This is a genomic window from Agrococcus pavilionensis RW1 (assembly GCF_000400485.1).
In the GTDB taxonomy this organism is placed as follows: Bacteria; Actinomycetota; Actinomycetes; order Actinomycetales; family Microbacteriaceae; genus Agrococcus; species Agrococcus pavilionensis.
Genome location: NZ_ASHR01000030.1, coordinates 65,018 through 76,508 on the forward strand (window position 1 = coordinate 65,018; position 11,491 = coordinate 76,508).

The following is an 11,491-nucleotide window of genomic DNA, read 5'->3' on the forward strand; positions in this document are numbered from 1 at the left end:
CTCCCTGAGCCGGTCCGCGCCGGAGGCGCGGACCGCGTCGAAGGGTCCCGCCCATGCCGCGCCTATGCATCCGCGCCCTCGCCCTCCGCGCGGCGCCAGCGCCCGCATCCGCCTTATAGGCTGGCGGCATGCCTCGCATCGCCGTCGTGCCCGGTTCGTTCGACCCTGTCACCCTGGGTCACCTCGACGTCGTCGCGCGAGCCGCGAGGATCTTCGACGAGGTGCACGTCGTCGTCACCCACAACCCCGACAAGCACGCGTTCCTGCCGGTCGTCGAGCGCGAGGCGCTCATCGAGCGATCGATCGAGGAGGCCCGCATCGAGGGCCAGATCCGCATCGCGAACTGGTCGATGGGCCTGCTCGTCGACTACTGCCAGCAAGTGGGGGCCGAGGTGCTCGTGAAGGGCATCCGCTCGTCGACCGACCTCTCGTACGAGACGCCGATGTCGATCGTGAACCGCAACCTCGCCGGCGTCGAGACGATCTTCATGCTCCCGAACCCCGAGAACGCGCACGTCTCGTCGAGCCTCGTGCGGCAGGTCTCGGAGCTCGGCGGCGACATCAGCCCCTACGTGCCGCGGGCGGTCGCCACCTTCCTGCAGTCGCGATGAGCGAGCCCGACCTCGAGCTGCGGGCCGTGCGGGGGATGGGCGAGATCCGTCCCGGCGACGACCTGCCGGCGCTCGTCGCCGACGCGATCGGGCCGCTCGAGCCGCGGGACGGCGACATCGTCGTCGTCACGAGCAAGGTCGTCTCGAAGGCCGAGGGACGCATCCGCGCCGCCGCCGAGCGCGAGCGGGCGATCACCGAGGAGTCGGTGCGGCTCGTCGCCTCGCGCGCGCACCCGGGCGGCATCACGCGCATCGTCGAGCACCGCTCGGGCCTCGTGCTCGCCGCGGCGGGCGTCGACGCGTCGAACACCGACGACGGCACGATCCTGCTCCTCCCGGAGGATTCGGATGCGTCGGCGCGCGCGATCGCCGAGCGGCTGCGGTCGCGCTTCGGCGCCGAGGTCGGCGTCGTCGTGAGCGACACGCTCGGTCGCGCGTGGCGGGTCGGGCAGACGGACGTCGCGATCGGCGCCGCGGGCATCCGCGTGCTCGAGCCGCTCGCGGGCGCGCTCGACGCGAACGGCCGGCCGCTCACCGTCACCGCCCCGGCGATCGCCGACGAGATCGCGGGCGCCGCCGACCTCGTCGCCGGGAAGGCCGACCGCGTGCCGGTCGTGCTCGTGCGCGGCCTCGGCCGCCACGTCACGGGGCTCGACGAGCCCGGCGCCACGCGCCTCGTGCGGCGCGAGGGCGACATGTTCCACCTGGGCGCCGACGAGGCCTATCGGCTCGGGCGCGAGGCGGGCAGGATCGACGCACTGGCAGAGGCGGGAGCGGGGCATGACGGCTGAGGAGCGCGAGGCGCCGGTGCTCGAGCACGTGCCCGACCTGCCGATGGCCGCCGGCGAGCGCATCCAGCGCGCCGTGCAGAGCGTCATCTCGGGCAAGACCGACGAGATCCGCACCGTGCTCACCGTGCTGCTCGCCGAGGGCCACGTGCTGCTCGAGGACGTGCCGGGCGTCGGCAAGACGCAGCTCGCGCGCGCGTTCGCCGCCGCGATCGGCGGCACGGTGCGGCGCATCCAGTGCACGCCCGACCTGCTGCCGAGCGACATCACCGGCATGTCGGTGCTCGACCGCGCGAGCGGCGAGCTGCGCTTCCAGCCCGGCCCCGTCTTCGCCAACATCGTCATCGCCGACGAGATCAACCGCGCGAGCCCCAAGACCCAAGCGGCGCTGCTCGAGTGCATGGCCGAGGGGCAGGTGACGGTCGATGGCGTCACGCACCGGCTGCCGACGCCGTTCCTCGTCGTCGCGACGCAGAACCCGATCGACATGGAGGGCACGTACGCGCTGCCGGAGGCGCAGCGCGATCGCTTCATGGTGCGGCTCGAGCTCGGCTACCCGGACGAGGGCGCGGAGCTCGCGATGGTGCAGGCCCGCGAGACCGCGCAGCCGCTCGACGCCGTGCGACCCGTGACGACCGAGGAGCAGTTCTCGGCCGAGATCGCCGCCGCCCACGCGGTGCGCGCGCACGAGCTCGTCGAGCGCTACGCCGTGCGGCTCGCGCGCGCGACGCGCGAGCACCCCGACGTGCGGCTCGGCGCGAGCCCGCGCGCGACGCTCCAGCTCGTGCGCGCGGCGAAGGCGCGCGCCCACCTCCTCGGCCGCGACTGGCTCTCGCCCGACGACGTCAAGGCGCTCGCGCAGCACGTGCTGCCGCACCACCTCGTGATGCACGATCCGCGCGCTCGCCACGACGACGCGCGCGCGGTCGTCGCGCACGCGATCGCCTCCACCGTCGCGCCCGTCATGCGCTGATGGCCGCGCGCGTGGGCCGGGCCGCGAGGGATCGGTCGAGGTCGAGGCTCACGCCTCGCGGCTTCGTGCTCGTGCTCGCGGGGCTCGGCCTCGTGCTCGCCGCCTACTGGGAGCGGCAGGTCGTGCTGCTCGTGCCCGCGGCGCTGTGCCTCGGCGTCGTCGCGCTCGGGCTCTGGTGGGCGATCGGCGCGGTCGGCCGCGTGCGGCTCGGCGTGCCCGGGGTCATCGCCGAGGGGCAGTCGGCGGCGCTCCGCATCGTCGGCGACGCGCGCCAGGTCGGCGCGCGCTGGTCGACGTGGGCGCCGGGTCCCGAGCGCTTCCTGCTGCTCGAGGGCGACCTCGGCGAGGGTGCGCAGGCGTCGGTCGAGCTCGGCTCGCACCCGCGGGGCCGCTGGCGGCTCGCGCCGGTCGAGGTGACGACGCTCGACCCGTTCCGCGTCGTGCGCACGACGCGCGCGATCGACCCGCGCGCGAGCCTCGTCGTCGGTCCCGAGGTGCTCGCGGTCGGCTCGAGCGAGCTGCGCTCGAACCGCACGGAGGGCCGGCTCGCGCAGTCGCGCACGGCCGACGAGGTCGACGCGATGGTGCGCGAGTGGCGGCCGGGCGATCCGCAGCGCCGCGTGCACTGGCGGCAGAGCGCCAAGCGCGGCGAGCTCATGGTGCGGCAGGAGGCGAACCCCGCGACCGACGACGACATCGTCGTCGTCGACACCGCTCGCGCCGCGGGCCGCGGCCGCGACGCCGAGGACCGGCTCGCGCGGGCCGCGTGCTCGATCGCGCTCGCCCTCGCGGGCCGCGACCGGGCGGTGCAGGTGCGGGAGACGGGCGAGCCGTCGCTGCCGGCGGCCGACTGGCGCGACCTCCGCTCGGCCCTCGCGGCGTTCGCCTCGTTCGAGGCGCACGCCGCCGACGAGCCGCGGCCGATGGACGCCGACGCGGCGCACGTCGTCGCGCTCGAGGAGGCGGCCCCGGAGGGGTGGTCGCTCGCTCCCGGCACGACGCTGTGGCTCGTCGCGCGCCCGGTCGACCCGCCGAGGCGCATCTCGGCCGGCTCCCGCGTCGCCGTGCACCGCTGGATCGATCGCGCCGGTCCGGTGCGGGAGCTCGCGTGAGCGCCGCTGCCACCGGGCGGGCATCGACCGGCAGCTCCGGGGTGACCGTGGCCCGGGACGGGCCACGGCGCTGGGGTCGCGGCGGCGACCCGAAAGGGTCGCCGCCCTCGAGCTCCACCGCGCGCATCCACGCCGGTCCGGTCGAGACGACCGCGCTCGCCGTGCTGCCGATCGCGTGGCTGTGGTCGACCGGCACCGTGCTGGGCGACGGATGGCTGCTGCCCGCGCTCGGCGCGGTGCTGACGATGGCGCTCGCCGCGGCGCTCGCGCGCACGATCATGCCCGCGTTCGTCGCGACCGGCGTCGTCGCGCTCCTCGGCGTCGGCTGGATCACGGCGACCTCCGCGCCCGACGAGGCGCTGCTCGGCGTCATCCCGACGCCGGAGTCGGCCGGCGCCTCGATGCGCGCGATCGGCGAGGGCGTGCAGGCGATCGCCTGGGCGCTCCGCACGCCGATCGAGGTCGAGGGTGCCGTGCTGGCCGCGGTCGTCGCGGGCGCCGTCGTGCTCGCGCTCGGCGTCGACCTGCTCGGGCACGCGATGCGGCTGCCGGCGATCGCGGTGCTGCTCGCCGCCGCGCCGCTGCTGCTGCCGATCGCCTTCCGCGCCGACATCCCGTGGTGGCACGCGCTGCCCGGCGCCGCGGCCGCGGCACTCGCGCTCGCCGCGCCCGCGATCGACGAGCGCGTCGCGATCGGGCGCGGCTGGCTCGCGCCCGTCGCGCTCGTCGGCGTCGCCGCGGCGCTCGCGGCCGCCGTGCCGCTCGTCGCCCCGAGCCCTCGCGACGTCGCGCTCGACCTGCCGACGCTCGAGGAGCTGCTGCGCTCGCCGACGCCCGTGCTGCAGACCGACATCGACCTCGGCGACGAGCTGCGCCGGCCCGAGGCGAGGCAGGTCTTCACCTACTCGACGAGCGACGGGCTGCCGACCGTCACGCGCCTCATGACGCTGCCCGAGGCGGGGGAGGACGGCTTCCGCCAGGTGGCGCCGACCGCGGGCGACCCGGACCTGCTCGTCGAGGGCGCCGACCTCGGCGCGCCGATGCAGCTCACCGTGCGCATGAGCCCCGTGCGCGCCGAGAGCCTGCCGACGCCCGAGCGCGTCGCCGGCGCGACCGCGCCCGAGGGCGCGCACTGGGACGACGCGAACGACGCGCTGCGCATCGAGGGGAGCGTCGACACCGACGGGCTCGAGTTCACCTCCTCCGGCACGCGCTCGCCCGACCTCGCGAGCCTCGTCGGCGATTCGTCGACGGGGCACGAGGAGCTGCTCCTGCTGCCCGAGCGGGCGCAGGGCATCCGCGAGCTCGGGAGCTCGCTCGTGACCGAGGGGATGGGCGCGGCCGACCGCGTGCGCGCCGTGCACGCCTACATGACGACCGGCGTGTGGGACTACTCCGAGCAGCTCGACCTGCCCGGCTTCGCTGGCGCCTCGGGCGACGGCTGGGAGGCGCTCGAGGGCTTCCTCGAGACCCGCAGCGGCTACTGCGTGCACTACGCGAGCGCGACGGGCGCGCTGCTGCGCGGCGCGGGCGTGCCCGCTCGCGTCGTCGTCGGCTTCCTGCCGGGCGACGAGATCGCCGGCGGGCGATCGGTCACGACCAACCACATGCACGCGTGGGCGGAGGCGTGGGTCGACGGCGCCGGTTGGGTGCGCGTCGAGACGACGCCGGGCGCGGGCACGGGCCAGGCGAGTCCAGAGGGCGACGAGCAGACGCAGGAGCCGACGCCCACGCCGACCGAGTCGGCGGCGCCGACGCCGACGCCGAGCGCGACGCAGAGCGCCGCGCCGACGACCGCGCCGACCGCCTCGCCGACGCCCTCGTCGCCCGGCGTCGCCGAGCCCGGGGCGACCGCGATCGACTGGGCTGCACTGCGGCCCTGGCTCATCGGCGCGGGACTCGTGCTGCTGCTCGCGCTCCCGTGGCTCGTGCGGCGCGGGCAGCGCGCCGTGCGGCTGCGGCGGGGGGCCCCGGGCGGCTGGCACGAGCTGCGCGCCGCGCTCGCCGACGCGGGCACGCGGCTGCCGGCATCCGCGACGCCCGGCGAGGTGCAGGCGGCGATCGGCGCGCGGCTCGCCGACGACCCCCAGGCGCGCAGCGCCGCCGACCGCGTGCGGCTCGCGGCCGAGCGGGCGGTCTTCGACGCCGGTCCGCGCGAGCGAGGCGCCGTCGACGCCGACGTGCGGCTCGTGGCGCGTGCCCTCGGGCGCTCGCAGCCGCTGTGGCGGCGGGTGCTGTCGACGGCGCTGCCGCCGAGCCTCGTGCGCGTCGTCCCGCCGATCGACGAGTGAGGCCCGCTGCGAGCGGCGGCGCATCGCGCTCGACGTAGGCTTGGCCTCGTGCAGTGGTCGATCGTCATCCCCGTGAAGGGCTCGATCGGCAAGTCGCGCCTCGCGGCGGGCGACGCGCGCGCGGCGCTCGCGGTCGCGTTCGCCCGCGACGCCATCACGGCCGCGTGCCGGAGCGCATCCGCCGATCAGGTGATCGTCGTGACGTGCGACCCCGCGGTCACCGAGGGCCTCGAGGCCGTGCGCGTCGTCGACGACCCGAGCGGCGGGCTGCTCGCCGCGATCGACGCCGGCCTCGCGACGATCGACCCCGCGGCGCCCGCGGCGGTGCTGCTCGGCGATCTGCCGGCGCTCACGCCCGCCGAGCTCGACGCCGCGCTCGCACTCGCCGAGCGGGAGCACCGCGCCTTCGTGCCCGACGCGATCGCGGTCGGCACGACCATGCTCACGGCCACGCGGGCGGATGCGCTGCGGCCGCGATTCGGGCCGGGCTCGGCCGAGCGGCACCGGCAGGCGGGCCACGTCGAGCTGCCGATCGCGCCCGGCACGGGCCTGCGCCTCGACGTCGACGAGCTCGCCGACCTGCACACCGCCATGGACGCCGGCGTCGGCCCGCACACGCGCGCGGTGCTCGCGCAGGCCTCGCTGTCGGCTTGACCGGCAGCTGCCGGCGAGCTCGATCGGGCGGAGCGCGGCGCCGAGCCTGCATCCGGCTCGAGCGTGGCCTCAGCGCGATCGAGCTCGCCGCTGCACCGGGTCAGGCAGCGGGCGGAGGCGCGGGTCGAGCGGCGCGCACCCGCTCGGCGAGCGCGAGCGCATCCTCCGCCACCTGCTGCGCCGGCCCGCCCGGCGTCAGCAGCAGGGGTCGCGCCTCGGCGACGATCCCGAGCTCCGCGAGGCCGCCGATCGAGCCGGCGTCCTCCTCGGCGAGCAGCCAGCCGTCGAGCAGCCCGCCCGCCCGCCGCGCGCCGTAGTGCGCGGCGACCGCAGCCGCATCCGCCTCGACCCCGATGACCTGCAGGCACGTCGCAGCCATGCCGCGCAGCGCCCTGCCCGCGATGAGCGGCGCGACGCCGACGATGGGCGCCGGCGCCGTCTCGAGCGCGTCGCGCACGCCCGGGATGCCGAGGATCGTGCCGATCGACACGACGGGGTTCGAGGGCGCGATGAGCAGCACGTCGGCGGTCGCGATCGCGTCGCGCGCGGCGTGCGAGATGCGCGAGCGCTCGAGCCCGTGCTGCACGAAGCGGTGCGCGGGCAGCTCGGCGCGCGTGCGCACCCACCACTCCTCGAAGTGGAGGACGCCCTCGCCCGTCACGACGTGCGTCGGCACCTCGTCGTTCGTGACCGGCAGCAGCCGCGCGCCGAGCTCCCAGCGCGCCGAGAGCCGCGCGGTCGCCTCGGTGAGGCTCGCGCCGTCGCGCAGCATCGACGAGCGCGCGAGGTGGGTGCCGAGGTCGAGGTCGCCGAGCGTGAACCACGGCCAGCCGACGCCGTAGGCGGCGAGCTCGGCGGCGACGCGCTCGCTCTCGCCCGCGCGGCCCCAGCCGCGCTCGGTGTCGCCGACGCCCGCGAGCGCGTACATGAGCGAGTCGAGGTCGGGGCACACCTTGACGCCCGCGAGCCACATGTCGTCGCCGACGTTGGCGACGATCCGGATGTCGGCCGCGTCGCCGTGCAGCGCGCGCGCCGCCTCCCGCAGCCCGAGCGCGAAGCGGGCGCCGCCGACGCCGCCGGCGAGCACGGTGATCCTCAAGCGCTGCTCCTCACGAGGCCATCCTCCGATAGCGGATCGCCACCCCGCCAGGGCGCGCGTCGATCTCGGCGTCGACGCCGTAGACGGCGCGGATGCGCTCGGGCGTCAGCACGTCGGACGGCGCGCCGCTCGCGACGACCCGGCCCCGGTCGACGAGCACGACGCGGTCGGCGTGGGTCGCGGCGAGGGCGAGGTCGTGCACGGTCATGACGACGGGACGGTCGAGCGCGAGTCGGCGGACGAGCTCGAGCAGCTCGAGCTGCCACGCGACGTCCAGGTGGTTCGTCGGCTCGTCGAGCAGCAGCAGGCCGGGCTCGCCGCCCGACTGCTGCGCGAGGGCGCGCGCGAGGTGCACGCGCTGCAGCTCGCCGCCCGAGAGCTCGGCGAGCGGGCGCTCGGCGAGCGCCATCGCGCCCGCCGCGTCGAGCGCGGCCGCGACGTGCCGGTCGTCGCCGAGCGAGAACCCGAGCATCCGGTGGTGCGGGGTGCGGCCGAGCCGCACCGCCTCTCGCGCCGTGAGCTGCGGCGCGCCGTCGGCGAGCTGCTCGACGAGCGCGACGCGCCGCGCCCGCTCTCGCGGGGGCAGCGCGTCGAGGCGCTCGCCGCCGAGGAGCACGCGGCCGGTCCGCTCGGCGCGCTCGGGCACGACGCCCGCGATCGCCCGCAGCATCGACGACTTGCCGGCGCCGTTCGGGCCGACGAGCGCCGTCAGCCGCCCCGCGGGCGCGCTCCACGTCGCGTCGTCGACGAGCGCGCGGCCGCGCACCCGCACCGAGAGCGACTCGACCTCGAGGGCTGCGCCCACGGGGAGCGGGCCGCTCACGTGCGCACCCGCCCGGAGAGCATGAGCGCCGCGAACACCGGGGCGCCGATGAGCGCCGTGACGATCCCGACCGGCAGCTCGCGCGGGTCGAACGCCGCGCGCGCGACGGTGTCGCTCACGAGCAGCACGAGCGCGCCCGCGAGCGCCGAGAGCGGCAGCAGCCGCGCGTGCCCCGCGCCGACCGCGAGCCGCACCGCGTGCGGCACGACGAGCCCGACGAAGCCGATCGCGCCCGAGACCGACACGAGCACGCCCGTGACGAGCGCGCTCGCGACGAGCAGCGCCCAGCGCGTGCGCCGCGCGTCGACGCCGAGCGCCCCCGCGGCGGCGTCGCCGAGCGCGAGCGCGTCGAGCAGTCGCCCCGTCGGCAGCAGCGCGAGCGCGAGCCCCGCGCCGACGAGCGCGACGAGCGCCGTCGGCCACGTGATCGCCGCGAGCGAGCCGAGCAGCCACGCGAGGATCTCGCGGTAGGCGTCGCCGTCGGCGCCCCAGAAGATGACGAGGCTCACGAGCGCGCTCGCGGCGGATGCGACCACCACGCCCGCGAGCACCGTGCGGGTCGGGGTGGCGCCCCCGGCGGCCGCGGCGAGCCCGAGCGTCGCGAGCAGCGCCGCGAGCGCGCCGACGAACGCCGCGACCGGGAGCAGCACGCCGAGCCCCGCGATGAGCACGAGCACCGCGCCGACCGACGCGCCGGAGGAGACGCCGAGCAGGTAGGGGTCGGCGAGCGGGTTGCGCACGAGCGCCTGCATGATGGCGCCGACGATCGCGAGTCCCGCACCGACCGCGCACGCGGCGAGCGCCCGGGGCAACCGCAGGTCGACGACGATCGCGTCGTCGACGGCGCCGAGCGGCGACTCGCCGACGCCCAGCCGCGCGAGGATCGCGCCGAGCGCCTCGAGCGGCCCGATGCCCGCCGGGCCGGCGCTCGCGGCGACCGCGACCCCGACGACGAGCAGTGCGCCGAGCGCGAGCGCCAGGAGGAGCGCCGGGCTCCGGCGGCGCCGCGGCCCGCGAGTCGGCAGCTGTGCGGGGATGTGCGCTGCAGCGCGCGTCGTGGCAGTCGATGCACGCTCAGCTGCGGTGGCCGGGCGCTCGCGGCCCGCGGCCGGCTGCTCGGTGCGCGTCATCCGAGCCCCAGCTCCCGCACCTCGCGCGCGACGAGGGCCACCGCATCCACCGTCCCGACACCGGCCTCCGCCATCGGGAACGGCACGATGACGAAGCGCTCCTCGCGCACCGCCTCGAGCGCGGCGGTCGCGGGGTTCGCGCGCAGGCGCTCGACCTTCGACGCGGCCGTGTGCCACGGCGCGTCGACGAGCACGATGACGTCGGGATCGCTCGCCGCGACGGCCTCCCACGAGAGCGTCGCCCAGCCGTCATCGAGATCGCTCGCGACGTTCTCGAGCCCCGCGGTCTCGAGCACGAGCTGCGGCGCGCCGGAGCCGCCGCCGACGTAGGGCGCGTCCTCGCCCGAGGAGTACCAGAGGGCGGTCGGTGAGCCCTCGACGGGCTCGATCGCCGCGAGCGCCGCGCGCTGCTCGTCGACGAGCGCGCCGCCGGCCCCGGGCACGCCGAGCATCGCGCCCGCGCCGCCGAGCTCGGCGAAGAGCCCCTCCCAGTCGAGCGCCGGCACCTCGGTCGACCAGCAGGCGGCGGGGGAGACCCACGTCGTCACGCCGAGCTCGTGCAGCTGCGCGCGGTCGCCGATCGCCTCGGGCGCGAACGCCGACTCCCAGCCTGCGACGATCGCGTCGGGCTCGAGCGCGAGCACGGCCTCGCGCGACGGCATGCCGTCGATCGTCGGTGCGTCGGCGCCCTCGAGCGGCCCGTCGAGGAACGCCGTCGCGACGAGCGCGTCGCCGAGCCCGAGCGCGACGACGAGCTCCGCCGCGGTGGACTTCACGGCGACGATGCGCTCGGCGGGCGCCGGCAGCGGCAAGACCTCGGCGTCGCAGTTCGTCGTCGCCACCCGGACCTCGAGCGTCGCCTCCGGTTCGTCCGGCGTGGCGGCGCAACCGGCGAGCAGCGTGGCGGCGACGATCGTCGAGACGAGAGCGGGGCGGCGGGACACTTCAGGCTCCTCGGGCAGGCTGGCGCGAACGGTGTGCATGGGTCCGCGCGCGGAGGTGATGCCCGGCGCTTGACCACTGTAGCCCCGCCCAGCAGACTCAGGGCACCGTCGCTCGGCGCCGCCACGACCCAAGGGTCGCGAGGCTCCGAGCGGGCGTCAGCGTCGACGCCCGGCTGCGGATGCGCTGCCGTCGGCACTGAGGAGAGTCGAGGGAACCATGACCACGGTCCGCGCAGCGATCACCCAGACCACCTGGACCGGTGACAAGGCATCCATGCTCGATCGCCACGAGGCATTCATGCGCGAGGCCGCCGAGCAGGGCGCGCAGGTCGTCTGCTTCCAGGAGCTCTTCTACGGCCCCTACTTCGGCATCACGCAGGACAAGCGGTACTACGCCTACGCCGAGCCGGCCGACGGCCCGATCGTGCAGCGCTTCGCGAGGCTCGCGAAGGAGCTCGGCATGGTCGCGATCCTGCCGATCTACGAGGAGGAGCAGACCGGCGTCTACTACAACTCCGCCGTCGTCGTCGACGCCGACGGCTCCATCCTCGGCACCTACCGCAAGCACCACCTGCCGCACCTCGACCGCTTCTGGGAGAAGTTCTACTTCCGCCCCGGCAACCTCGGGTACCCGGTGTTCGACACCGCCGTCGGCAAGGTCGGCGTCTACATCTGCTACGACCGCCACTTCCCCGAGGGCTGGCGCGAGCTCGGCCTCGCCGGCGCCCACATGGTCTTCAACCCCAACGCGACGAAGCCGGGCCTCTCGAACCGGCTGTGGGAGGTCGAGGGGCCGGCCGCCGCGGTCGCGAACGGCTACTTCGTGCTGCAGCCCAACCGCGTCGGCCGCGAGGACAACGAGTACGGCGAGCTCGCGGTCGACTTCTACGGCACGAGCCAGGTGATCGACCCGCGCGGCAACTTCGTCGGCGAGCGCGGCTCCGACAGCGGCGAGGAGCTGCTCATCCGCGACCTCGACATGGATGCGGTCAAGGAGATGCGCGACGACTGGCAGTTCTACCGCGACCGCCGGCCCGACTCGTACACCCGGATCGCGAAGCTGTAG

Annotated in this window: 11 protein-coding genes; 7 read left to right on the top strand and 4 right to left on the bottom strand. The window is 76.3% G+C overall.

What is annotated here, in order from left to right; all coding sequences use genetic code 11:
- The first annotated feature begins 128 nt into the window (after positions 1–128).
- The 6 genes from coaD to cofC are packed head-to-tail and all read left to right on the top strand — an operon-like array spanning position 129 to position 6,429.
- Entirely contained in the window at positions 129–611 is a 483-nt protein-coding gene (coaD, locus tag L332_RS25170; protein WP_021011079.1) for a pantetheine-phosphate adenylyltransferase, read from the top strand.
- Positions 608–1,402, top strand: coding sequence for a coenzyme F420-0:L-glutamate ligase (gene cofE, locus L332_RS25175; RefSeq protein WP_021011080.1), 795 nt, complete (start codon positions 608–610; stop codon positions 1,400–1,402). The genes coaD and cofE overlap by 4 nt, the downstream gene beginning before the upstream one ends.
- On the top strand, positions 1,392–2,372 hold the full coding sequence (locus tag L332_RS25180; RefSeq protein ID WP_021011081.1) for an AAA family ATPase: 981 nt from the start codon (positions 1,392–1,394) through the stop codon (positions 2,370–2,372). Before cofE ends, L332_RS25180 begins: the two co-directional genes overlap by 11 nt.
- On the top strand, positions 2,372–3,484 hold the full coding sequence (locus tag L332_RS25185; protein WP_021011082.1) for a DUF58 domain-containing protein: 1,113 nt from the start codon (positions 2,372–2,374) through the stop codon (positions 3,482–3,484). The genes L332_RS25180 and L332_RS25185 overlap by 1 nt, the downstream gene beginning before the upstream one ends.
- 41 nt (positions 3,485–3,525) lie before the next feature.
- Complete coding sequence (locus L332_RS25190) at positions 3,526–5,775, top strand: transglutaminase-like domain-containing protein (RefSeq protein WP_144061076.1); 2,250 nt, start codon at positions 3,526–3,528, stop codon at positions 5,773–5,775.
- Between the two features lie 48 nt (positions 5,776–5,823).
- Positions 5,824–6,429 (top strand): 2-phospho-L-lactate guanylyltransferase, encoded by a 606-nt coding sequence (cofC, locus tag L332_RS25195; RefSeq protein WP_021011084.1) that lies wholly within the window; start codon positions 5,824–5,826, stop codon positions 6,427–6,429.
- Between the two features lie 100 nt (positions 6,430–6,529).
- Here the strand turns inward: cofC and cofD are convergent, their stop codons facing one another.
- From cofD to L332_RS25215, 4 genes are read right to left on the bottom strand one after another with little or no spacing between them, the layout of a single operon-like run.
- Complete coding sequence (gene cofD, locus L332_RS25200; RefSeq protein ID WP_021011085.1) at positions 6,530–7,528, bottom strand: 2-phospho-L-lactate transferase; 999 nt, start codon at positions 7,526–7,528, stop codon at positions 6,530–6,532.
- Positions 7,529–7,538: 10 nt separating this feature from the next.
- On the bottom strand, positions 7,539–8,351 hold the full coding sequence (locus L332_RS25205) for an ABC transporter ATP-binding protein (RefSeq protein WP_021011086.1): 813 nt from the start codon (positions 8,349–8,351) through the stop codon (positions 7,539–7,541).
- A complete protein-coding gene (locus L332_RS25210) occupies positions 8,348–9,481 on the bottom strand; it encodes an iron chelate uptake ABC transporter family permease subunit (RefSeq protein WP_021011087.1) in 1,134 nt (377 codons plus the stop codon). The genes L332_RS25205 and L332_RS25210 overlap by 4 nt, the downstream gene beginning before the upstream one ends.
- Positions 9,478–10,425 carry an ABC transporter substrate-binding protein gene (locus L332_RS25215; protein WP_021011088.1) on the bottom strand — a complete coding sequence of 316 codons (948 nt, stop codon included), beginning with the start codon at positions 10,423–10,425 and terminating at the stop codon, positions 9,478–9,480. Before L332_RS25215 ends, L332_RS25210 begins: the two co-directional genes overlap by 4 nt.
- Before the next feature lie 217 nt (positions 10,426–10,642).
- On the opposite strand from L332_RS25215, the gene L332_RS25220 reads away from it, so the two are divergent.
- Positions 10,643–11,491 carry a nitrilase-related carbon-nitrogen hydrolase gene (locus L332_RS25220; RefSeq protein WP_021011089.1) on the top strand — a complete coding sequence of 283 codons (849 nt, stop codon included), beginning with the start codon at positions 10,643–10,645 and terminating at the stop codon, positions 11,489–11,491.

Excerpts from the sequence above, each read along its gene's own strand:
- coaD (WP_021011079.1), top strand. The coding sequence starts at position 129 with ATGCCTCGCATCGCCGTCGTGCCCGGTTCGTTCGACCCTGTCACCCTG.
- L332_RS25220 (WP_021011089.1), top strand. The coding sequence starts at position 10,643 with ATGACCACGGTCCGCGCAGCGATCACCCAGACCACCTGGACCGGTGAC.
- L332_RS25180 (WP_021011081.1), top strand. The coding sequence starts at position 1,392 with ATGACGGCTGAGGAGCGCGAGGCGCCGGTGCTCGAGCACGTGCCCGAC.
- cofE (WP_021011080.1), top strand. The coding sequence starts at position 608 with ATGAGCGAGCCCGACCTCGAGCTGCGGGCCGTGCGGGGGATGGGCGAG.
- L332_RS25185 (WP_021011082.1), top strand. The coding sequence starts at position 2,372 with ATGGCCGCGCGCGTGGGCCGGGCCGCGAGGGATCGGTCGAGGTCGAGG.
- L332_RS25210 (WP_021011087.1), bottom strand. The coding sequence starts at position 9,481 with ATGACGCGCACCGAGCAGCCGGCCGCGGGCCGCGAGCGCCCGGCCACC.